The organism is Imtechella halotolerans (genome assembly GCF_028743515.2).
GTDB lineage: Bacteria > Bacteroidota > Bacteroidia > Flavobacteriales > Flavobacteriaceae > Imtechella > Imtechella halotolerans.
In genome coordinates, this window is sequence record NZ_CP117969.2 from 1,102,094 (window position 1) to 1,126,002 (window position 23,909).

At 35.9% G+C, this 23,909-nt stretch carries 24 protein-coding genes; 10 read left to right on the plus strand and 14 right to left on the minus strand.

Going from position 1 to position 23,909, the window contains the following annotated elements; translation table 11 throughout:
• Positions 1 to 15: 15 nt before the first annotated feature.
• From PT603_RS05010 to PT603_RS05060, 11 genes are all read right to left on the minus strand, one after another.
• Entirely contained in the window at positions 16 to 2,670 is a 2,655-nt protein-coding gene (locus tag PT603_RS05010) for a DNA gyrase/topoisomerase IV subunit A (RefSeq protein ID WP_008241033.1), read from the minus strand.
• Positions 2,671 to 2,715: 45 nt separating this feature from the next.
• Complete coding sequence (locus PT603_RS05015; RefSeq protein WP_008241035.1) at positions 2,716 to 4,569, minus strand: DNA topoisomerase IV subunit B; 1,854 nt, start codon at positions 4,567 to 4,569, stop codon at positions 2,716 to 2,718.
• A gap of 148 nt (positions 4,570 to 4,717) precedes the next feature.
• On the minus strand, positions 4,718 to 5,299 hold the full coding sequence (locus tag PT603_RS05020; protein ID WP_040488975.1) for an NAD(P)H-dependent oxidoreductase: 582 nt from the start codon (positions 5,297 to 5,299) through the stop codon (positions 4,718 to 4,720).
• Positions 5,300 to 5,364: 65 nt separating this feature from the next.
• Positions 5,365 to 5,943 carry a Crp/Fnr family transcriptional regulator gene (locus PT603_RS05025; RefSeq protein ID WP_008241043.1) on the minus strand — a complete coding sequence of 193 codons (579 nt, stop codon included), beginning with the start codon at positions 5,941 to 5,943 and terminating at the stop codon, positions 5,365 to 5,367.
• Between the two features lie 8 nt (positions 5,944 to 5,951).
• Positions 5,952 to 6,674, minus strand: coding sequence for an AAA family ATPase (locus PT603_RS05030; RefSeq protein ID WP_008241044.1), 723 nt, complete (start codon positions 6,672 to 6,674; stop codon positions 5,952 to 5,954).
• Complete coding sequence (locus PT603_RS05035) at positions 6,674 to 7,231, minus strand: GNAT family N-acetyltransferase (protein ID WP_008241045.1); 558 nt, start codon at positions 7,229 to 7,231, stop codon at positions 6,674 to 6,676. Before PT603_RS05035 ends, PT603_RS05030 begins: the two co-directional genes overlap by 1 nt.
• Before the next feature lie 16 nt (positions 7,232 to 7,247).
• A complete protein-coding gene (locus tag PT603_RS05040) occupies positions 7,248 to 7,871 on the minus strand; it encodes a MarR family winged helix-turn-helix transcriptional regulator (protein ID WP_008241046.1) in 624 nt (207 codons plus the stop codon).
• 76 nt (positions 7,872 to 7,947) lie between these two features.
• Positions 7,948 to 8,181: a thioredoxin gene (locus PT603_RS05045; protein ID WP_008241050.1), complete on the minus strand. Its 234-nt coding sequence runs from the start codon at positions 8,179 to 8,181 to the stop codon at positions 7,948 to 7,950.
• Between the two features lie 93 nt (positions 8,182 to 8,274).
• The gene (locus tag PT603_RS05050; RefSeq protein ID WP_008241052.1) at positions 8,275 to 8,835 is read right to left on the minus strand and encodes a GNAT family N-acetyltransferase; all 561 of its coding nucleotides are present in this window, start codon (positions 8,833 to 8,835) and stop codon (positions 8,275 to 8,277) included.
• Between the two features lie 73 nt (positions 8,836 to 8,908).
• On the minus strand, positions 8,909 to 10,000 hold the full coding sequence (ychF, locus tag PT603_RS05055) for a redox-regulated ATPase YchF (RefSeq protein WP_008241055.1): 1,092 nt from the start codon (positions 9,998 to 10,000) through the stop codon (positions 8,909 to 8,911).
• Between the two features lie 181 nt (positions 10,001 to 10,181).
• Complete coding sequence (locus PT603_RS05060; protein ID WP_008241056.1) at positions 10,182 to 10,532, minus strand: 4Fe-4S dicluster domain-containing protein; 351 nt, start codon at positions 10,530 to 10,532, stop codon at positions 10,182 to 10,184.
• Between the two features lie 129 nt (positions 10,533 to 10,661).
• Here PT603_RS05060 and PT603_RS05065 point away from each other — a divergent pair, with 129 nt between their 5' ends.
• From PT603_RS05065 to PT603_RS05095, 7 genes are all read left to right on the plus strand, one after another.
• The gene (locus PT603_RS05065) at positions 10,662 to 11,723 is read left to right on the plus strand and encodes an acyl-CoA reductase (RefSeq protein WP_008241057.1); all 1,062 of its coding nucleotides are present in this window, start codon (positions 10,662 to 10,664) and stop codon (positions 11,721 to 11,723) included.
• A gap of 79 nt (positions 11,724 to 11,802) precedes the next feature.
• Positions 11,803 to 12,867 (plus strand): 3-phosphoserine/phosphohydroxythreonine transaminase, encoded by a 1,065-nt coding sequence (gene serC / locus PT603_RS05070; protein ID WP_008241059.1) that lies wholly within the window; start codon positions 11,803 to 11,805, stop codon positions 12,865 to 12,867.
• 96 nt (positions 12,868 to 12,963) lie between these two features.
• The gene (locus PT603_RS05075; RefSeq protein WP_008241060.1) at positions 12,964 to 13,920 is read left to right on the plus strand and encodes a D-2-hydroxyacid dehydrogenase; all 957 of its coding nucleotides are present in this window, start codon (positions 12,964 to 12,966) and stop codon (positions 13,918 to 13,920) included.
• An 87-nt stretch (positions 13,921 to 14,007) separates the two neighbouring features.
• The gene (locus PT603_RS05080) at positions 14,008 to 14,637 is read left to right on the plus strand and encodes a DUF937 domain-containing protein (RefSeq protein WP_008241062.1); all 630 of its coding nucleotides are present in this window, start codon (positions 14,008 to 14,010) and stop codon (positions 14,635 to 14,637) included.
• A 79-nt stretch (positions 14,638 to 14,716) separates the two neighbouring features.
• Complete coding sequence (locus PT603_RS05085) at positions 14,717 to 15,154, plus strand: DUF6146 family protein (RefSeq protein WP_040488931.1); 438 nt, start codon at positions 14,717 to 14,719, stop codon at positions 15,152 to 15,154.
• 117 nt (positions 15,155 to 15,271) lie between these two features.
• Complete coding sequence (locus PT603_RS05090; RefSeq protein WP_008241065.1) at positions 15,272 to 15,565, plus strand: DUF6787 family protein; 294 nt, start codon at positions 15,272 to 15,274, stop codon at positions 15,563 to 15,565.
• Between the two features lie 394 nt (positions 15,566 to 15,959).
• Positions 15,960 to 18,233 (plus strand): TonB-dependent receptor, encoded by a 2,274-nt coding sequence (locus tag PT603_RS05095; protein WP_008241066.1) that lies wholly within the window; start codon positions 15,960 to 15,962, stop codon positions 18,231 to 18,233.
• 55 nt (positions 18,234 to 18,288) lie between these two features.
• Here the strand turns inward: PT603_RS05095 and PT603_RS05100 are convergent, their stop codons facing one another.
• The 3 genes from PT603_RS05100 to msrA form a co-directional block, all read right to left on the minus strand.
• Entirely contained in the window at positions 18,289 to 18,573 is a 285-nt protein-coding gene (locus tag PT603_RS05100) for a hypothetical protein (protein WP_008241070.1), read from the minus strand.
• A 75-nt stretch (positions 18,574 to 18,648) separates the two neighbouring features.
• A complete protein-coding gene (gene folE, locus PT603_RS05105) occupies positions 18,649 to 19,248 on the minus strand; it encodes a GTP cyclohydrolase I FolE (protein WP_008241072.1) in 600 nt (199 codons plus the stop codon).
• 10 nt (positions 19,249 to 19,258) lie between these two features.
• The gene (gene msrA, locus PT603_RS05110) at positions 19,259 to 19,792 is read right to left on the minus strand and encodes a peptide-methionine (S)-S-oxide reductase MsrA (protein WP_008241074.1); all 534 of its coding nucleotides are present in this window, start codon (positions 19,790 to 19,792) and stop codon (positions 19,259 to 19,261) included.
• A gap of 155 nt (positions 19,793 to 19,947) precedes the next feature.
• Here msrA and PT603_RS05115 point away from each other — a divergent pair, with 155 nt between their 5' ends.
• Genes PT603_RS05115 through PT603_RS05125 form a run of 3 tightly spaced genes read left to right on the plus strand, consistent with a single transcriptional unit; the run spans position 19,948 to position 23,874 of the window.
• The gene (locus PT603_RS05115; protein ID WP_008241076.1) at positions 19,948 to 22,389 is read left to right on the plus strand and encodes a DUF5916 domain-containing protein; all 2,442 of its coding nucleotides are present in this window, start codon (positions 19,948 to 19,950) and stop codon (positions 22,387 to 22,389) included.
• Between the two features lie 37 nt (positions 22,390 to 22,426).
• Positions 22,427 to 23,095, plus strand: a complete 669-nt coding sequence (locus tag PT603_RS05120; RefSeq protein ID WP_008241079.1) for an ABC transporter ATP-binding protein — start codon at positions 22,427 to 22,429, stop codon at positions 23,093 to 23,095.
• Positions 23,095 to 23,874: a TIGR02757 family protein gene (locus PT603_RS05125; RefSeq protein WP_008241081.1), complete on the plus strand. Its 780-nt coding sequence runs from the start codon at positions 23,095 to 23,097 to the stop codon at positions 23,872 to 23,874. The genes PT603_RS05120 and PT603_RS05125 overlap by 1 nt, the downstream gene beginning before the upstream one ends.
• Positions 23,875 to 23,909: the final 35 nt, after the last annotated feature.

Below are 23,909 nucleotides of genomic sequence, written 5' to 3' on the forward strand. Positions count from 1 at the left end.
CTTTTTTGTTTCTAGTTAAAATAAAGTGATTTGTCCATCATCTTCGGTTTTAGTTTCACCTTCATCAGGATTCAACGTAACGGTAACTGGTTTTTCATTTTCATCCACTGATTCTTCTTCAACAACTTCTATTTCCTCAGGAGCTATAGGTTCAGGTTCTTCAAAGGCTAAAGAAGTTAAGGTATTAATGGATTTTAGCTTATCGGCAGTAAGTTGATTCCCTAGCGCTTTTATTCCTTTAATGGCAATAAATTCTTCCAAGTTTATTTCTTGATTCGGCTTTACTTCTTTCCCTTTAACTTTTGTAAATTCTATCTCAGCCACTGGACGCCAATCAGTAGATATCCATTCTAATTGAGTCTTTGGATGTTCAGAAATGAAAATTTCATCTTTATTTTCGTTTTCTATTACAAAGCGTTTAACAAAATAACGCTCTTTCTCTCCTTCGTAATAAATGACCGAAATAGGCTTCTTTGGATGCCATTTTTCAAGTACAATCATATCACTGTCAAAATGGGTTGATAGATCAGGTAATATAGTTTTTAAACTACCATTTTGACGAATAATTAATAATCGATCATCCCCTTTAAATTCACCAAGTAGTTCTCCTCTTCCATCCACATTAAGACGTTGAACTGTATCATCAAACCAAATTTTCCTAGGTTTTAAGGTAGATACCCCTCTTTCTTTCAACTCAATACGTTTAACTGTATATTTTGTGACTAGATTACCTTTAGAATTTCTTCCCTTAATAAGTACATCCGCAAAATCAAGATCCCACTTAAGTTTTTTGATACTTCCTACTTGACGAAGATTAACAGTGACCACTTCAGCTTCTCCATTAGGGTTAGCTGTAAAATACAACACCTCGGATCCCGCCTTCTCTTGTGTAAGATCATATTCCTTATCACGTGTAATTCCGGTAACATGAAAACGTTTAATATAAGCTGCTCCACCTTTACCATCCTTATAAATCATATTATAAATGGTGCGCTTGTCATTTTTCTTAAAGACTGCGATATGGATAATATCTTTACCTACATAGGTTTTATCTGAAACCTTTGTAATAATCATTTTGCCATCCTTGGTGAAAACTATAATATCATCAATATCGCTACAATCATCTACATATTCATCCTTTTTAAGTGAGGTACCTATAAAACCTTCAGCTCGGTTTACATAAAGCTTCGTGTTTCTAATAACTACTTTGGTTGCCTCAATATCATCAAAAAGACGGATCTCGGTTTGACGTTCTCTACCTTTGCCATACTCTTGTTTCAATCTCGTAAAATAAGCTATAGCAAACTCAATTATATGGTTCAAGTTATGAGTAACTTCAGCGATTCTTTCTTCAAGTGAATCAATTAACTGCTGTGCTTTATCGATATCAAATTTAGAAATACGCTTGATTCGGATTTCTGTCAATCGTACAATGTCTTCCTCGGTTACTGCACGCTTAAGATGCTTAATGTGTGGTTGTAACCCTTTGTCAATGGCACTAATTACTCCTTCCCAGGTTTCTTCTTCTTCAATATCACGATAAATTCTATTTTCAATAAAAATACGTTCTAAGGACGAAAAATGCCATTGTTCCTCCAATTCTTGTAGTTGCACCTCTAACTCTTTTCGGAGCAATTCCACTGTGTTCTCTGTAGAACGTCTAAGCATCTCAGATACTCCAATAAAATTAGGTCTATTATCTTCAATAATACAACCTAAAGGAGAAATGGAAGTCTCACATGCAGTAAAAGCATACAATGCATCAATGGTTTTATCCGGTGAAATCCCAGATGGTAAATGCACCAATATTTCAACTTCTGCTGCTGTGTTATCTTCAATTTTCTTAATCTTAATTTTTCCCTTCTCGTTTGCCTTTAAAATGGAATCAATTAAAGATGAAGTATTTGTGCTAAATGGAATTTCGGAAATAACAAGGGTGTTCTTATCCATCTGAGCGATCTTTGCCCTAATACGAATTTTACCACCTCGTTCTCCATCATTATAATTGGTGACGTCCATGATTCCTGCCGTTGGAAAATCAGGATAAATTTCAAATTTCTTTCCCTTAAGATGCTTTATGGAAGCCTCGATTAATTCATTGAAATTATGGGGTAGAATTTTGGTCGATAACCCTACGGCGATTCCTTCCGCACCCTGCGCCAATAGTAACGGAAACTTTACAGGAAGATTAACCGGCTCCTTTTTTCTTCCATCATAGCTTAACTGCCAATCTGTAATTTTTGGGCTATACACTACATCAAGGGCAAATTTTGATAATCTTGCCTCAATATAACGAGATGCAGCGGCTCCGTCTCCAGTAAGGATATTTCCCCAGTTTCCCTGAGTATCAATAAGAAGATCTTTCTGTCCTATCTGTACCATCGCATCAGCTATACTAGCATCTCCGTGGGGGTGATACTGCATGGTATGCCCTACAACATTGGCGACTTTATTATAGCGTCCATCATCAAGTTCTTTTAAAGAGTGCATTATCCGGCGTTGTACTGGCTTGAAGCCATCTTCAATTGCAGGTACAGCACGTTCTAAAATCACATAGGAAGCATAATCCAAAAACCAATCTTTGTACATCCCAGTAACCTTGGTAATTGTATCATGGGAATCTAATTGATGTTGTTCTTCGTTATTTAGGTCGTTATCTTCCGTTATCATTTAGTTATAAGGATATCAAGCGTTTATAATAATTTGAATAAGAGCTTATTTTTCAACTACGTCTAATTCTACTTTCAGATTGCTGATAATAAATTCTTGACGATCTGGCGTGTTTTTCCCCATATAAAATTCTAATAATTGATCTATGGTGGTAGCCTTATCTAACATTACAGGATCAAGGCGAATGTCTTCTCCAATAAAATGTCTAAACTCATCAGGGGATATTTCTCCCAATCCTTTAAATCGGGTGATTTCTGGTTTACCCTTTAATTTTTCGATAGCCATATTACGTTCTTCTTCAGAGTAACAATAAATAGTTTCCTTTTTGTTCCGTACTCTAAAAAGTGGAGTCTGCAATATGTATAAATGGCCTTCTTTTATTAGTTCAGGAAAAAATTGTAGAAAGAATGTAATCAACAATAGGCGAATGTGCATTCCATCCACGTCGGCATCAGTGGCGATAACAATGTTGTTATATCGAAGATCTTCCATAGATTCTTCTATATTAAGTGCCGCCTGTAAAAGGTTGAATTCCTCATTCTCATACACAATTTTCTTAGTCATTCCGTAGGTATTTAAAGGCTTACCTCGTAAACTAAAAACGGCTTGAGTATTAACATCTCTTGATTTAGTGATTGAACCGGAAGCTGAGTCACCCTCGGTAATAAACAGCGTACTTTCCAAACTTCGTCCATTTTTTGAATCTGTAAGGTGGATACGACAATCACGTAATTTTTTATTGTGAAGACTTGCTTTTTTAGCGCGTTCTTTGGCTAGTTTTCTAATACCTGAGAGTTCTTTTCTTTCCCTCTCAGCTTGCATAATTTTACGCTGAAGTAATTCAGCAGTCTCTTGATTCTTGTGTAAAAAGTTATCTAGATGGGTTCCTATAAAATCATTAATATAGGTTCGAACCGTTGGCAGGTCGCCTCCCATATCTGTAGAACCTAACTTTGTTTTAGTCTGGCTTTCAAAAACAGGCTCCATAACCTTAATGGAAATGGCAGCAATCACCGACTTTCTAATATCAGAAGCATCATACTGCTTGCCATAAAAGTCACGGATGGTTTTTACTAAAGCTTCTCTAAATGCTGTAAGGTGCGTACCTCCTTGAGTAGTATTTTGACCGTTTACAAACGAGTAGTATTCTTCACTATACTGAGTTCTACTATGTGTAAGTGCCACTTCAATGTCTTCTCCTTTAAGATGGATGATAGGATACAAGAAATCTTCTTCATTGGTAGTATCCATCAACAAATCTTTCAACCCGTTTTCTGAATAAAACTTTTCTCCATTGAATACAATGGTTAACCCAGGATTGAGGTATACGTAGTTTTTTAGCATTCGCTCTACGTACTCATTTCGGTACTTATAATTTTTAAAGATGGTATCATCTGGAATGAAACTAACTTTAGTTCCTCGTCTACGTGAGCTCTCCTCTTGAGGCTCTTCAATAGTTAGAATTCCCTGTTCGAATTCAGCGGCTTTGGAAAAATTATCTCTGTTGGATTCAACTCTAAAATAGGAAGATAGTGCATTTACCGCCTTGGTTCCTACACCATTTAATCCCACTGATTTCTTAAATGCTCGAGAATCATACTTCCCTCCTGTGTTCATTTTAGAAACCACATCTACAACCTTCCCAAGAGGAATACCACGCCCGTAATCTCTTACAGCCACCTTATTTCCCTGAATGGAAATCTCGATGGTCTTACCAGCGCCCATAACAAATTCATCAATACAGTTATCCAATACCTCCTTAAGAAGAATATAGATTCCATCGTCTGCAGAGGAACCATCGCCTAGCTTCCCGATATACATCCCTGGACGCATGCGAATATGCTCTCTCCAATCGAGTGATTTAATATTATCTTCGGTATATTGTAGACTATCTGACATGAAACGAACGGATTTTGTGGAACGATGCTAATATAATAACTCAAACCTGAATATAAAACCCATTAGTCGCAAAATAATTAACAAATAACATACCGCTTATGCACGTATAACTGAGCACCTAAGCGGTATATTGGATGAAAATTTACCTTTATTTTAGTTGTTTTCCCAAATGATTCACCTTTTGTAACCACCGTAATCTAAGTTCTTGAGTGGAAGTTTTAACAACCCCCAAAGTAGTTACCTTTACAGGTGATATGCCACAAAACTGGAGAGTTGATTTTTTCAATTGATTGATACTTGGGCGACCATACATCCATCTGTAGTAGTATCCTGGTTGATCAATGGTCGTAATGATATGACCTGTTTTACCTTTGAGAAGCTTATCCCACCAAATGGAATTTTCACGATATTGGAAAGCAAAACCAGGTAAAAATAATCTATCAATAAAGCCCTTTGTTATGGCAGGTAATCCTCCCCACCAAACGGGGTGTATCCATACCAAATGATCAGCCCATTTAATTTTATCCCAAGCGTCCAAAAGATCAGGCTCAAGTTCAGTACGCTTGCGGTAGCCAAAAGCCAAATTAGGCGAAAATTCAAGTTCTGCAATTGCTATTTCCTGAACCTCAGCTCCTGCTTGAATAGCACCCTCTTTATACGAAGCTGCTAAGGCATGATTTAGTGATTCCTTATCAGGATGACCGTTTATAATTAAAATTTTTCTAGACATCTTTCCGTTATTTTGATTCTGAGGTAAAAGTAATATCATCACCTTAGAGGAAATAGGACAATTGTCTAAAAAGAAACCTCTTTGCGTACTCTGCTTAAGTGTCTTTGAGTAATCCCTAAATAGGATGCTAAATATTGAAGGGGAATGTTTTTAATATAATCAGGATGATTTTTAAGCAAGGACTGATAACGTTCAGCAGCGCTTTCACGCTGTAATTGAAAAATACGCTTTTCAAGTCCTATATACTGCTGCTCAGCCATCCTACGCATATAAAGGCTCCAATTTGGAATCTGTGATTCTAAGATTTTTAATGATTCTATATCAACCGTTAGAATTGAGGCTTTAGTGAGCGCTTGTATGGATTCAACACTTTCTTGACCTGTTATAAATGCGGAGTAAGCTGTTACCATTTCACCTTGAAATTGAAAACAATACGTCACTTCCTCGCCTGCAGGAGAACTGTAATAGGATCGAAATGTTCCTGAATTAATAAAAGCCGCTTGCCTACAAAAGGCTCCTTCCTGTATAAAATAGGTGTTCTTAAGTAAGGTTTGTTCCTTGAAAAAAGGCAGACTATATTGAATCTCCTCTTCCGTAAAAATCCCTACTTGCTGAAGATACCTTTTTAATAATTCCGTCTCCATTCCTAAGGTTAATTTGAAATGGCTATTTCCTCCATTTCCAATTCTTGTATAATAGCTTCTTTTACTTTGGTAAGTGCAAAATCTTTTGCTTCGGCAAACGACACCTCATATTTCCGCTTAAAATCGCAGAATTTTTCAGGGAAACGGGCTAGAAGTGTATTATAAAACCCATCTAAAACGGCCTCAGATGGCATCTCAAAACCCATTCGAACTTGAAAACGACGCATAAGAGCTGAATCAATTATTTCATCGTGATTTGTAGCCGCAATCAATAAGGAATTTTCCGGATAATAGTCAATTAATTGAATGATGGTATTTACCAAACGGCGCATTTCACCCACATCTTTATCATCTTCTCCTCTGGCCTTTCCAATTTGATCAAATTCATCTAGAAACAATACTGCTCGGTCTCTTGCTGCCTTATCAAAGATGGCCTTAATGTTTTGAGAAGTTTCTCCAATTCGAGCACTCACAATCGTTGCTAAATTTACCACTAAAATTGGTTTTTTAAGGGCATGGGCGATAGCCTTTGCTGTAGTTGTTTTTCCACAACCTGAACTTCCCATTAGCATAATTTTGTTGTTGACCGTAAGACCATATTTCTTTAAAGCCTCCCCATGTCTATGTTCTTTTATTAGAGATTGTACATGCACTTTGTTAGGGGTCGATAATACGATGTCATCCAGTGAAACCTCTTCTTTATCACTGATTACAAGTTCATAAACATTCATCATTTATTTTTCAATTTAGTGCTATTCTCCCAAGCGTTCTTGGTAACTTGATATACATAGTTAAGTTTTGATGGTTCACCGTAATAAGCAACCTCCTGCGATCCTATCTTTTGGGCGCCAAGTCGTTCTATTGCCATTTGAGAACGTATGTTTTCAGCACCTATATGCAATTGGATTTGGGATACATACTTAAAAGCGTGAGTAAACATGAGTTCTTTAATGGAATGATTAGCTCCTGTTCCCCAATGAGAAACCGCATAAAAGGTATACCCGATAAGTACAAGACTCTCCTTAGGGTCAAAATCGTAGAAACGTGTACTTCCAATAATTTTTTGGCTTTCCTTTTCCACTATTTTAAAAGCTCCACCACTTTTTATTGCCCCATCAAAGAACACGGCAAAAACCTCCTTCTTCCACCTGTCTTTATTAGGGTGTTGTTTCCAAATTTCTGGATCTGAAGCTACCTTATATAAGGCTTCAAAATCCTCTATTTGAAGCGGAAGCAGCTGTAATTCTGAGGTTTCTAAAATAGGCTGAGAGTTAAAAACTAATTCCATCCAATTCAAATTTATATTACAAACCAGAAACATGCTCAGGGCAATCAATTCTAATTTCCCGCTGATGTAGAGTTGTTTCTAGTAATTTGCAGTAATGATTTTCACCCTGCTTTTTATAATTTGTGCAAGTAAAACACATACGTTGCAAAGTAATAATTCCAGCTACGGTAAGCTCATGTATAAGGCGTAATAACCCACTAAGCATCACCTCTTTTTGATCAATATCTAATTTGTGTAAAGGTTTTTCTAATTTCCCTGCAAACAAAGCAGCCTTTTGAGCAACTCCCCTACCTATATCGGTGAGAGAGATGATATGACTTCTTGTGTCATTACTATCAGGAAGCTTGGCTATTAATTGTTTTTGAAGTAACACCTTTACACTATCGCTTATAGTGGCCTTAGTCATATTAAATTCATTGGCAAGATAACTTACCTTACATTTTTCTGGTTGATGAAATAATATAAAGATGAGTATCTGCAATTGTATTGGACTCAATGTAGTATCTCTACTTTCATCCCACAGCAAGACCCTAAAAGCTTCAGATATACGTTCTAATGCCACGACAATTTTACTATCAATATTACTTTCTTGTCTTTCGGGATTAAATGCTGAAGCCATAACTAAAAAAATGGAATACAAATATAGCGTTGTTTATGCTATAATATAAAATTAAGCCCTATAAAGTTAGTTATCCTAACAGTATAGGGCTAAAAAATTAGGCTTTCACGTCAGCCATAGAAGCACCAAAATTGATATGCAAGACATTACCATTAGGCGTTACAAGAGCAGGAACCGATTTCACACCTGCCATTTCGGCTTCATTAATTCGTGTAGTATCTTCTCCAAAATGAACTACCTCTACATTATTAGAACCTAATAGTTCTATGATATCATGTTCTGCACTTACACAAACTGGGCAACCAGCATGATAAAAAATTGATTTTTTCATAATAATTAAGATTAAAATTAGATGACACAAATATAGTTAGGATTCCTAATTAATGCAAGTAAATTTTATCTAATTCTAATAACGGATTAATTATTACAAGGGACGTAATTGTAAATGATCCATCTGTTTTCCAGCCAGCGTCTTCTCTCCAACGGATTTAAATCCAAGTTTTAGATAAAGTCGTTTGGCATTTGGATTATCCAAGTCTACTAAAAGACCAAGGGTTTGTTGTAGTTTTGTAACACGTTCCTCAATGAGATAGTTTAACAATAAGGAACCTACCCCTTTACCTTGCTGATTGGGGTGTACTCCCAAGGTATCAATATACCACTCGCCTTGGGAAGTTTCATCCTCAGGGTTAAATGGAACGCTATATTGCTCTTCAATGTACGTTTTAATAGGAAGTCTTAATTTAGATAGCTGCCCTCCATAATACACATTAACCACAGCCACCACCTCTCCTTGCTCCTCTACAACCAAACAATTCTCGTATGAATACTGATTCGCTGGCAATTGGGCAAAATGTTGTAAAAAAGAAAAGGCTTTATCATAGTTTTGTTCCCCAATAAAAACATATACAATATCTTCCATAGCTAACATTAAATGAGTAGCAATGGCTTTTGCATCTTTCGGAGTCGCGTGACGAATATTCATGGTACGTAGATATTAAAAAAAAACTGTCGAAATTATTCCCGACAGCTTAGATAGTATTATATTTAACTAATAATTACACGTTAAATCGGAAGTGCATTACATCTCCATCCTGCACAATATATTCCTTTCCTTCCACTCGCATTTTACCCGCTTCTTTAACCTTAGCCTCACTACCAAAAGATACGTAGTCGTTATAAGCAATAACTTCAGCACGAATAAATCCTTTTTCAAAATCAGTATGGATAACTCCTGCGGCCTGAGGTGCGGTAGCTCCAATTGGAATGGTCCAAGCACGAACCTCCTTAACACCTGCAGTAAAATACGTTTGCAGGTTTAATAATTTATATGCTGCACGAATGAGTACAGACGATCCTGGCTCTTCAAGTCCAATATCCTGAAGGAACATCTGCCGTTCCTCGTAATCTTCTAATTCAGCAATATCGGCCTCCGTAGCCACAGCCAACACAATAATTTCTGCATTTTCATCCTTTACTGTTTCTTTAACCCTGTCTACATAGGCATTTCCACTTTTAGCAGAAGCTTCATCTACATTACAAACATATAATATTGGTTTTGCAGTAAGTAATTGAAAACCTTTCATTAAATCAGCTTCCTCCTCATCTACTTCAACAGCTCTAGCAGAAATTCCTGCCTCCAAAGCATTCTTAAACTTCACTAAGGTAGCTTGTTCTTTAATAGCATTTTTATCACCTGTCTTCGCGGCACGATTTACCTTTTCAAGTCTTTTATCTACCGTATCAAGGTCTTTTAATTGAAGTTCAATATCAATAGTCTCCTTATCTCTAATAGGATCTACACGACCGTCTACGTGAACTATATTATCATTATCAAAACATCTCAACACGTGAATAATGGCATTACATTCACGTATATTGCCCAAAAATTGATTTCCCAATCCTTCTCCTTTACTTGCACCTTTAACCAAACCTGCAATATCCACAATTTCTACAGTAGCAGGCTGTACACGTTCAGGAACTACCAGTGTTTCTAATTTTTCCAATCTAGGATCTGGAACATTAACTACACCTAAATTAGGCTCAATAGTACAAAAAGGAAAATTAGCACTTTGCGCTTTAGCATTGGATAAACAATTGAATAAGGTCGATTTTCCAACATTGGGTAATCCTACTATACCTGCTTTCATGGGTCTTTAATTTTGAGCGGCAAATATAATTAAACTAAATGCATTTTAGAACATAAGGTAATGCGGAATACAAAGAAACCTTTTAAATGTATCTTGATCATAGAAGTACACCCTTGTTTATTTCCAAAAAAAAAGCCGAAAATACTTTTTCGACCCTTTTCCTATAATCTTTTACTTCTCCCTACTCTGGATGCATAAATCGTTGCTTACCTAGAAGTTCCTCTTCTGTCTCCACGTGACTATCATCAGGAACACAACAATCTACCGGACAAACTGCAGCACATTGTGGTTCTTCATGAAACCCTTTACACTCCGTACATTTATCAGGTACAATATAATATATATCATCACTGATTGGTGTTTGAGCATCATCTGCATTAACTTCTTTTCCATTAGGAAGTACAATACTTCCATTTAATGCAGTTCCGTCACTATAGCGCCAATCATCGGCACCTTCATATATTGCTGTATTTGGGCATTCCGGCTCACATGCGCCGCAATTGATACATTCATCGGTAATTATAATAGCCATGGTTAAAGGTTTTTAAAAGTTTCTCCAAGCACTTTTCAAATCTTATTCTTGAAAGCTTGGATTAGCATATGTGCTTTCCGTAAATTTGTATGCAAAAATATTTCAATTCGAAGATAAAAACAAACGTTTATGACGTTAAACCATCGCAAATCGGCATTTATTACTCTAGGAAGCTTTCTAAAGCAATTCTCTACTACTGAAATAACCAAAAATAATTCAGTACCCTATAACGATCTTTTTTTTGACCGATTTACCAGTGCTATAGAACAAGCAGGGCTATACAATGGCTGGTTTTCTAGAGAAAATATACTATTTGCCTGTGAATCTTGGAGCGATGCGCTTTCAGAAGAGAACCTATCAAAATGGTTAAATAATTATGATTTTTCAGCAATTGTACCGAAAAAAGTTGCAATAATCATGGCAGGAAATATTCCACTGGTTGGGTTTCATGATTTCTTAAGTGTTCTAATTTCGGGACATGAAGTTATTGTAAAACAATCAAGTAATGACACAAAACTTTTACCCATATTAGCTGAATATCTTCAAGTAGTTTCCGCATGTTTTGAGCAAAAAATTAATTTCTCATCTGAAAAACTTCCGGAATTTGATGCAGTCATAGCCACAGGAAGTGATAATACTGCTCGTTATTTTGAATACTACTTTGGTCAAAAACCTCACATTATTCGAAGAAATCGTAATTCAGTTGCCGTTCTAACTGGTACTGAAACTAAAGAAGAATTGGAAGCTTTAGGAGAAGACATTTTTAGATATTACGGTCTAGGTTGTCGAAATGTATCAAAACTTTTTGTTCCTGAAGGGTATGATTTTGACGCCTTTTTTAAAGCTATATATTCATATCACCCCATTGTGAATGAGGATAAATATGCCAACAATTACGATTATAATAAAGCGGTTTATCTGATGAGTTTAATTCCATTATTAGAAAACGGTTTTCTTATGTTAAAAGAAGATACTCAGTATGCATCCCCTATTGCCACTCTTTTTTACGAATCTTATAACAATCTAGAAGAGCTTAAAGAAAGGCTTATGGCGGACTCCGATAAAATTCAATGCATTGTTGGAAAAAACCATTTCGCAAACCAAGTATCTTTTGGTCATACCCAAAAACCACAATTATGGGATTATGCAGATGGAGTAGACACACTTTTGTTTTTAACAAATTTAAGGTGAAATGTTTACAAGTTTTTTTACATCTTTTTTCAGATAATCACCAAATTTGTACTGCATTTTCGATACACCAAAAATTACTATGAAAAAACACAATTTCAGTGCCGGACCGTCAATATTGCCGCAACCGGTCATTCACCAATCAGCGCAGGCTATTCTAGATTTCGAGAATATGGGGCTTTCCATAATGGAAATATCTCATAGAGATAAAAAGTTTGTAGCTGTTATGGAACAAGCCCGTTCATTAGCCATTGAATTATTAGGACTCGAAGGAAAGGGATACCAAGCCCTATTCCTTCAAGGAGGAGCCAGTATGCAATTCCTATCAGTTGCCTATAACTTATTGGAGAAAAGAGCTGTATATGCCGATACAGGTACTTGGTCTGCAAACGCTATTAAAGAAGCACGATTTTTAGGAGACATTGATATTATTTCTTCTTCAAAGGACCAAAACTACAATTATATCCCAAAAGACATTGTAGTTCCTCAAGATGCAGATTATTTCCATTTCACTTCGAACAACACTATTTTTGGAACACAATTCAAGGAGGTACCGTCTTCTGAAATTCCGGTAGTTTGTGATATGAGTTCAGATATTTTCTCACGAGAAATTGATTACTCAAAAATAGACTTAATCTATGCAGGTGCTCAAAAGAACATGGGACCTGCAGGAACCACTTTAGTCGTTGTGAAGGAATCCATTCTAGGAAAGGTATCTAGAGCTATTCCTAACATTCTTAATTATCAATCCCATATTGCCAAAGAAAGTATGTACCACACACCAGCTGTTTTTGCAGTGTATGTGTCTTTGTTAACTATGGAGTGGTTGAAACAACTAGGTGGAGTTGCAGCCATTGAGAAAATAAACAAGGAAAAAGCATCTCTTTTGTATCATGAAATCGATCGTAACCCTCTTTTTAAAGGGTTCGCAGCCACCGAAGACCGTTCACTTATGAACGCAACTTTTAACCTTACAAATGAAGGTCAAAAAGACATTTTTGATACGCTATGGAAAGAGGCAGGTATTAGCGGACTTAACGGACACCGCAGCGTAGGTGGATACCGCGCTTCCATATATAATGCCATGCCACTTGAAAGTGTAAAGGTATTGGTAGATGTCATGAAAGAGTTTGAACGTAAAGCGTAATACCATTCAACAGTTTCCATCTACTATGTATTAACTAACATAAAATACAAGGTAAAGGTGGTTATTGAATTCAAAAAAATAAAAAAAATTAAGAAAATGAAAATATTAGCTAACGACGGAATATCACAAAGTGGAATTGAAGCTCTTCAAGCCGGCGGATTGGAAGTTATTACAACCAAAGTAGCACAAGAACAGTTAATTAACTACATAAACACACATGAGGTAGATGTTTTATTGGTACGCTCAGCAACCAAAGTTCGTCAAGACGTAATTGATGCATGCCCTTCTCTTAAAATAATAGGACGTGGTGGTGTTGGTATGGATAATATTGATGTAGCCTATGCAAAAGAAAAAGGATTACATGTAATCAATACACCTGCAGCTTCTTCTGAGTCAGTGGCCGAATTAGTTTTTGCTCATCTTTTCAGTGGTGTTCGCTTTCTGCATGATGCCAACCGTAATATGCCATTAGAAGGAGATTCTCGATTTAATGAATTAAAGAAAGCATATGGTGCTGGGGTAGAATTACGTGGAAAAACACTAGGAATCCTTGGTATTGGACGAATTGGGCAAGCCACAGCTAAAGTAGCATTAGGCTTGGGAATGAAGGTAATTGCATTTGATCCTTTTATTGAGCAAACAAGTATATCTTTAGACTTTTTCGATGGACAATCACTTACCTTTACTATTCAAACCACTACTAAAGAAGAAGTACTATCTAAAGCAGATTTCATTACTTTACACGTTCCTGCACAAAAGGAATATGTAATTGGTCAACCTGAATTTGAATTGATGAAAGACGGTGTTGGAATCGTAAATGCGGCCAGAGGTGGCGTAATTGACGAAGTAGCTTTACTTCATGCAATGGATAGCAAAAAAGTAGCTTTTGCAGGTCTGGACGTATTTGAAAATGAACCTTCTCCTGCTATTCAAGTATTAATGCATCCAAATGTATCACTAACACCTCATATCGGTGCGGCTACTAATGAAGCTCAAGACCGTATAGGTACAGAATTGGCTTCACAGATTATATCGTTATTGAAAACCGTATAATTACATTAATATTACATATTATTAAAGCCCTATCATTTTGATATGGGCTTTTTTGTTTGTATTTTTTCAGCTTAAACATTTTATAGTATGCCAGATATTTTTGAATTATTAAACAGTGATTTAGGTAAACAATTAATTACCAAAACAGGAAATGAAGCAGGTATAAGTAGTGAACAGACCTCAGAGGTACTTTCAATGGCTTTACCTGCATTAATGGGAGCTATGCAACAAAATGCTACCAGTGCACAAGGAGCTCAAAGTCTATTAGGAGCACTTACTTCAAAGCATGATGGTAGTATTTTAGACAATTTAGGAGATCTTTTTCAAGGTGGAGTAAATTCAGATGTCCTACAAGATGGTTCTGGGATTTTAGGACATATACTTGGAGGTAAACAAACAGCTATTGAAAATGGAATTAGTAAAAAAACTGGAATAAGTTCACAGCAAATTGCTCAAATCCTAAAAATTGCTGCCCCAATCCTAATGGGATATTTAGGGAAACAAGCGAAAGAAAAAAACGTTTCAACCACAGATGGTTTGGGGGGATTACTAGAGGGTCTAGGCGGAGGCTCCAAAGGTGGAAGCCTTCTAACCTCCTTATTGGATGCCGATGGTGACGGTAGCATCATTGATGATGTAGCCGGTATGGTTCTTGGAGGAAACAATAAAAAAAGTACAGCAGGTTCTCTCCTTGGAAGTCTCTTTAAGAAAAAATAATCCAATCACACCTTCTCGTAAGAACATAATTAACAAGGTGTTGAGAAGGTGTTATGGTTTTTTTTTGTAACTTAATAAAATGAAACAGTGTATATTCATCGTATGGCTATTAATCCTTTTTTCTGGCTGTCAAAGCCAAAGAATGGTGGTATCAGATGCCGAGAAAGCGGCCTTTGAAACCACAAACGGTGACCCTGTAACTATTGAAAATGAAGAGCTTGAATATGAAATTACTATCATTGATCCAGGGTTTTACTCCTGGCTTTATAGTATTGCTCATCCAAGGGGATACTATTCACAATCATTTTTAGAAAATAGAAATCGTATTATGGTTATGGAATGGAATCAAAGGGTTACCCAACCTCAGTTTTATGATTCCAATTTATATGAAATGCAAATTAATTATGAACAAGGAGTAGATTACGGCTATGAGGTTAACTATCAGTTATACAACTATTTAATTTATTTTCAACGTAAATACAACCAACGTCTTGGCCCATGGCTCCCAAGAATCTAATTACCTTTCAAGGCTCACTGAAGATAAACATAGGGTAACTTCAATCCCCTTTCATATTGATTTCATTGGATTTTTTATCCATTTTAAAAAGCCTATCTTTGCCACAAAATTAACCTTATGAAAAAGCTTAAGGAGCGATGGAACATCACTTCCAACTTCCAATTAGTTATCATATTTATTGTTTTTGGTATTACAGGAACTACTGCCTCTATGATTGCTAGCCCAATAACTGAATGGATTGGTCTAGAGCTTGAAACCACCAATAAGTGGATTTACTGGCCTGTTAGAATTTTGTTAATCTTTCCTCCTTATCAAGTATTATTGGTTTTCTTTGGATGGCTATTTGGTCAATTTCAGTTTTTCTGGAATTTTGAAAAGAAAATGTTACGAAGTTTAGGGATTAAAATTTGAAAAATAAATACAACATATCCTTATTCCTCCTAATGGTAACACTTAGTAGTGTTATCATGTTCCCTACTGCGTTAAAACTTTCTCACATTTTTAGCCAACACGAGCATGAAATTTGTGAAAACCACCACACTACAACTCACTTTCATAAAACTGATGTGGATTGCGAGTTTTATAAATTTAACCTCAATAATCCTGTTATTTTCTCATCGACTTCATTTGATTGTGTTGAAATAACCTATCAGGTAAAGCATAATTTTCTTTATTATTCATTTTTATCATACTATAAACAGCTTCATTTTGAGCTGCGCGGCCCACCCTCTCTAGTATAATTTGTGCCGTTTTTTTAACCCCCTTATTTCAGGGGTAATTTTTAGTATTATTATAATTATAAAAAATGAATAAATATCTTATTACATTGAGTTTTCTATTGTGCATACAAGTGATTGTTGCTCAAAATATTTTTAAAGGGACCGTTATTGATAATGAAACAAAACAAGGTATACCCTTCGCATCCGTGTATTTACCCCAGTTAGAGAAAGGTGCTTCAACCGATGAATCTGGTGCTTTTGAAATCACAAATATTCCTGCTGGAAGTTATAAGTTAGTTGTTTCTGTTCTAGGTTTTGCTACCTTTTCAAAGAATGTTGACATAACCACTGGAAATAATACATTGCAAATTTCATTAGAACCTTCTGCAGTTGAAATTGAACAGGTAATTGTATCTACGCCTTTTCATAAACTGCAAAGTGAGAATGTTATGAAGGTATCTCAAAAGAGCCTAACTCAAATGCAACAACAAGGGGCCAATACACTTATAGATGGTATCGCAACCATTCCAGGAGTCAACAGCGTTTCTACAGGTACGGCAATTGGAAAACCTGTAATACGTGGATTGAGTTCTAATAGGGTATTAGTTTATACACAAAATATTCGTTTAGAAAATCAACAATTTGGAGGCGAACATGGCTTAGGTCTTAATGATAACGGTGTAGAGAGTGTTGAAGTCATAAAAGGACCAGCTTCACTACTCTATGGTTCTGATGCTTTAGGTGGTGTATTATATATCAATCCAGAACGATTTGCAGATGCAGGTACCACACAAGGATCATTAAGCAGTATTTTAAATAGTAACACTAACGGTCTTAACCTGTCTGCAGGGGCCAAAACGTCTGGAAATTCATTTAAGTTCCTGGCAAGAGGTTCATTTGTATCCCATGAAGATTATAAAATTGGTGGTGGGGATCGTGTAACCAATACCCGATTTAAAGAATATGATTTCAAAACAGGAGTTGGATATCAAAAAAACAACTTTAAAACAGACCTTAGATATAACTATAATAATTCTTTAGTTGGAATTCCTGAAGGTATAGAAGAACAATCTGCATATAGAACTCCATTAGAACCTTATCAAGATTTACAGACACATATACTAAGCTCGAAAACAAATTTTTTCTTTAAAAACAGCAGTTTAGACGCCACCTTTGGATTTGTGGCTAACAAACGCCAAGAATTTGAAGGTCATCACCATCATGAAGAAGGAGAAGCTCATGAAGAGGAAGAGGAAGCACATGAGGAAGAGCATGCTGCATTAGATATGCAGTTAAACACCTTTAGTTATAATGTAGCCTACAACCTTGCACCTATTGGAAAATTAGAAACCGTATTCGGAGTACAAGGTATGGTTCAGACCAATAAAAACCATGGGGAAGAAACATTAATTCCTAATGCCTCTACTGACGATTTTGGGGTTTTTGTTACTTCACATATTCATTTAAAGAACAATGATATTCAGTTAGGTTTACGTTATGATAACCGCAATATTGCTACCGATCATCATGAGCATGATCATGACCATGGAGATGTACACGAGGATGAAATTGAGGTAAATAGATCCTTTAATAGTTTTAATGCATCAGCAGGTCTGCGCACTGAATTAGCTCCAAAATTAGTAACTAGAATTAATCTTGCTACTGGATTTAGGGCACCAAACCTTTCGGAGTTAACTTCAAATGGAGCCCACCATGGCGCCAATCGTTATGAAATAGGAAATCCAGATTTAAAGAGTGAGCAAAACATTCAAATGGACTTTTCAATAGAGCTAAAAAGTAAACATATCGAAATGTATGTTAATGCCTTTTATAATAAAGTAGCTAACTTTATTTATCTTCAACCTGATGGGACCTTAGTAAATGCAATCCCTGTATTTCACTACCACCAAGATGACGCTAAATTATATGGAGGGGAAATAGGTTTCCATTTTCACCCACATTCCATCGAATGGTTACATTATGAAAGTAGCTATGAAGGAGTCATAGGCAAACAAGATAATGGTGACTACATTCCATTAATCCCAGCTAATGTGCTAACCAATACCTTTAGAGCAGAAATAAATCAAGGATTTTTATCGGATAGCTACGCCTTTATAACCCTGCAAAATATTCTTAAACAAGATAAACCGGGATTATTTGAAACTGCATCATCTGGCTATTCGTTATTAAACATAGGAATTGGTAAAACATTCTCCAGTGAAAAGAATCCTGTTAAAATTTGGTTGAGTGCAAATAACCTATTGGACAAAACCTATATTTCACACCTTTCGCGATTAAAATCGGATGGAATTTCCAATATGGGACGAAATATTACACTAGGTGTCTCTTTAACTCTTTAATGGACCGAGTTCAACTTAAATTAAAAACATCCGCAGTTGCGGATGTTTTTTTATTCTATTTGTCCAGCATTTTATCCTTTTCAATAAAACTTGCATAAATCCACATAAGTGTAAAGGAAGGTATAATGTCAACCCCTGGGAGAATTTCTTCAATAAAAGTAACAGCACCAGCTATTTTTCCTGTAGTTCCTTTATACATTCGAGTCATTATCCATCCACTTAAAGGTGCCCAAACCACATCACCAAATTCACCTACAAAAGGAATAACAAATGAAAGCATTCCTATCAAATCCAACAAGATACTGATAGCTAGTTTTTTATAATTAGGTTTATTTTTCACACATTAAAATTTTAAATTCATTTTTCAACTATTAGCAGGATTACCGTAGTCAAAATAAAAGTTTCCTAGTATCTATTAGCGTGACAAATCGGAACTTATTAGTTTCAAAAACTCATTCCTTGTTTCATTCTTCATAAACTGACCTCTAAAGCCTGAAGTAGTAGTTACCGAATTTTGTTTTTGAACACCACGCATCATCATACACATATGCGAGGCCTCGATGACAACAGCAACTCCTTGTGGTTTTAAAGTTCTATTTAAACACTCCAAAATATCATGAGTAAGCCTTTCCTGAACCTGTAAACGTCTGGCAAATACATCCACTATACGTGGTATTTTACTCAGTCCTACAATTTGTCCGTCTGGAATATAAGCAATATGAGCTTTTCCATAAAATGGAAGCATGTGATGTTCACATAAAGAATATATCTCAATATCCTTTACAATGACCATATCATTATAGCTTTCCTTAAACATGGCACTTTTAAGAATTTCATCTGCATCCAGGTGATAACCAGATGTTAGAAACTGCATTGCTTTTGCAGCTCGTTCAGGAGTCTTCAAAAGGCCCTCTCTATGAATATCCTCACCCAATGTTTTGATAATCTCCTGATAACCATGTTTTACCTCTTTTGTAACCTTGATATTGTATTCTTCAAATTTTTTATAGGACATAAATCGGATGTTAAAGTGAATTCAAATATGCTTTAAGTTTTTCTAATTTTGGTACAATGACAAACTGACAATAAGATTGCTCCGGATGTAAATCAAAGTAGTCTTTATGTTCAACTTCAGCCGGATAAAACACCTCAAAAGGAACCACTTGAGTTACTATAGGCTGAGAATAGGTTGCTGCCTTATCCCACTGCTTAATGGATTGTAGCGCTATAAATTCCTGCTCTTGATCTACAGTAAAAATAGCAGATCGATATTGTGTTCCTATATCATGACCTTGACGATTAAGGGTTGTAGGATCATGGGTCATAAAAAATAGATCTAACAATTCTCTATATGACACTATAGCCGGCTGAAAACGAATTCTGATAACTTCAGCATGACCTGTTCTGCCAGTACAAATTTCTCGATATGCAGGGTTTTTTATGGTCCCTCCAGTATATCCTGGTGTAACGTCTAATACACCTGGTACCCGTTTAAACACAGCCTCTGTACACCAAAAACATCCACCTGCTAAATAAGCAATTTCAAACTCTGCATTCATATATTTTCATTTCTATGGTAGGTAAAGGTACATTTTCTTTCACAGAAAAGGTAATTAATCGTGAACCTACCCAACCCCATTTTAACGTTTGCTTAGCATTTCAAAGAGTCAAAGTCTGTTAGATTTGTGTTAACAAAACCAAAACCAACAAGACCATGCGCTATGACTACAACCGTATAAACGTAGTTGTCATTTTACTAATATCACTTATTTCTTATTCCACATCATTGGCTCAAGAGAGAAAATCTATTCAAGCCGTTAGAATTCAAACAGCACCAAAAATAGATGGAATACTTACTGATGATGTGTGGCAACATATACCAGCTTCTGGTAATTTTATTGGCCATGAACCTCATAATGGGAAAGAAGAAAGAACCACTCATCCCACGCAGGTTAAAGTTGCTTACAATGATGAGGCTATTTACATAGCAGCCTATCTATATGATAATGAACCAAATAAAATACTTAGACAATTTACTCAACGTGATGATGTTTTTGAACAAAATGACGTTTTTGGAGTAATGATCAACACTCTAGACGATGGCATTAATGAAACACGGTTTTATGTTACATCCGCAGGAACTATTGGTGATTCTCGCAATAGCTTGGGCGAAGATGATTTTAGTTATAATGTAGTTTTTAAAGCAGAGATTTCATTTGATGAACAAGGTTGGTACGCTGAATTTGAAATTCCCTATAGTGCATTGCGCTTTCCTAGAAAGGAGCAACAGGAATGGGGGATTAATTTCTTTAGAGAAATAAAACATCTCAATGAAAATTATAGCTGGAATTTTATTAATAGAGAAATAGGAAACACCAATCAATATAACGGCAAATTAACTGGAATTACTGCTATTGATCCTCCTTTGAGATTGCAACTTTACCCTTTTTTACAAGGCACTTCAACTACCTTAAACAGTCTGACTCAGAATGATTTCTCTGCAGGAATGGATGTAAAATATGGATTAAGCGATAGTTTTACCTTAGATGCCACTTTAATTCCTGATTTCGGACAAGCAGCCTTCGATAACGTGGAGTTAAATCTATCCCCTTTTGAACAACAATTCTCTGAAAACCGACAATTCTTCACCGAAGGTACTGAACTATACAATAAAGGCAATCTATTTTATAGTCGTCGTGTTGGAGGAAGACCTTCTAGAATGGACACTGTCGAATCTCAACTATATGATAACGAAATAATTACAAACAATCCTTCGAAGGTAGAACTCATTAACGCACTAAAAATCTCAGGAAGAAATAAACATAATCTGGGCATTGGTCTCTTTAATGCCATCACCAAGGAAACGAAAGCTCATATTCTGAACACAGCCACCGGAGAGAAACGCAGTATTATCACAGAGCCACTTTCCAATTACAACATTCTAGTTTTGGATCAGCAGTTCAATAAAAACTCCTCGGTTACCCTTATTAATACAAATGTTACAAGAGCTGGCGACTTCAGAGATGCCAATGTAACAGGTGTTCTCTATAACATTTATAATTCTTCAAATACCTACAACTCTACAGGTGAGGTAAAAATGAGTCAGGTACGAGAAGATGGAACAACCAGTGGCATGCAAACGGCATTTTCACTTTCTAAAACCAAAGGAAAATTCAGATGGAGCCTAGCTCATGAACTCGCAAATAAAAGCTACAATCCGAATGATTTAGGAATATTATTTAGAAACAACTATAACAATTTTCAAGGTGAATTATCCTATAGAATTTTTCAACCTGTCGGGAAGTTTAATGATATGAATGTCCGACTGACCGTAAATCAAAATAGATTACTGGACCCTGGAGTACATACTATGACGTCTTTTGGCCTATCCACTTTCTTTTTTACAGTAAAAAGATTTGCCTTTGGAGGTGGAGCAAATTATAACACTCAATTCAAAGATTATTTTGAACCCCGTGTTCCTGGAAAGTATGTTCTTTATAATGCGAATGCTGGAGCGAATGCCTGGGTATCTTCGGATTATAGAAATAAGTTTGCCTATGATGTGAGAGCAAGTTTCCTTTCTTATAAAGAGGCTCCAATGAAAGGATATTCATTAACATTGGAACCAAGGTATCGCTTTTCCGATAAACTTCTGTTGGTTTGGAAGTCTATCTTTAATTTACAAGACAATTATTTTGGATTTGTCACTCGTACGGATGAAGATGTTATCTTAGGGCAAAGAGACGTAAAAAGTATAGAACATAGCTTACGCGGTAGTTATAATTTTGATCCTTATAAATCCATTAATCTACGTTTTAGAAATTTTTGGAGTACTGCCAACTACAGCTCTAATGAATATTTTACGCTAAACCCAGATGGAAGTAAAACTAGCACTAATTGGGACACTGACGTATATGATCCAAATACCAATTTCAATATTTGGAATATTGATCTTAGTTTTAACTGGCGATTTGCACCAGGAAGTGAAGCTATCCTACTTTATCGAAATCAGTTGTTTAATCAAGATAAGTTGGCAAATCTCGACTTTAATCAAAGTTTAGAAAATTTATTTAATCAACCAGCTTTACACTCATTTTCATTACGTTTAATTTATTATATAGATGTCAATAAAGCGCGGCAATTATTCAAAAGTTAGTAGGCTTTTTGTATTTTAACCGCTTGAAAGAATTCAGATGATCAAAGCAAAAAACATCCACAAAACATTTGGCTCTCTGGAAGTACTTAAGGGAGTGGATTTACATATTAAAAAGGGGGAAATTGTAGCTATTGTAGGTGCTTCAGGTGCAGGAAAAACTACCCTATTACAAATTTTAGGTACCTTGGATAGAATGACACCATCACATGGATCTTCTATTGAAATCAATGGGGTATCAGTAGAAAACCTAAATGACAAAAACCTAGCTAAATTCCGGAATGAGCACATTGGATTTATTTTCCAATTCCATCAGCTTTTACCCGAATTTACTGCTTTAGAAAATGTATGTATTCCAGCTTACATTAACAATGTTCCCAAAGAACAAGCTGAACATAGGGCTATTGAGCTTTTAACACATTTAGGATTGGCCACAAGACTACAACACAAACCTAGTGAACTCTCTGGGGGTGAGCAACAGCGTGTTGCGGTAGCTAGAGCGTTGATGAATAAACCTTCTATAATTTTTGCAGATGAACCAAGTGGAAACCTAGATTCCGAAAGTGCTGAAAAATTACACCGCCTATTTTTCGATTTACGTGATTCACTTGGACAAACATTTGTATTAGTGACGCACAATGAGCAATTAGCAGAAATGGCCGATAGAAAGCTTACGATGGTAGATGGTTTAATTGTAGATTCCATGTAATGAAGAATGAAATGCTTTCACTAGAAGACCTTAAAGTCTTTCTCGATGAAAAAGTAATTCAATACAATCAGACTCATTTTATTGATTCTGATCCTATACAAATACCCCATCGTTTCACCAAGAAGGAAGATATTGAAATTGCTGCATTCCTCTCAGCCACCATAGCATGGGGCAATAGAAAAATGATTATTTCAAATGCAGATCGAATGATGAATTTCATGGGACAAGCTCCCTATGATTTTGTTATGAACCATAGTCATATCGACCTAGAAAAGTTACATCCATTTGTTCATCGCACCTTTAATGGGGACGATTTTGTGGCATTTATAAAATCATTAAAATATATCTATTCACTCCATGGTGGATTGGAAGCTGTGTTTACCAACCATCAAGGACAAAATTCAATGCAAGAGGCTATAAGTCTATTTAAACAACTTTTTTTTGAAATCCCACATCCTTCAAGAAGTCAAAAACATATATCAGATCCTAATAGAGGTTCCGCCGCTAAACGCCTTAATATGTTCCTTAGATGGATGGTAAGACCTAATGACACTGGAGTTGATTTTGGACTTTGGAAAAACATTTCACCTGCCAAATTATCATGTCCATTAGATGTACATTCTGGTAATGTCGCACGAAAACTTGGGCTGCTTTCCAGAAAGCAAAATGATGGAAAAGCCTTAACTGAACTAGACACTTCCCTTAGGAAGCTCGATCCAAATGACCCAGTAAAGTATGATTTTGCGCTATTCGGTTTAGGTGTTTTTGAAAAATTTTAGGACAGTGCATTTAATTTTCAGTATTTTTATAACTG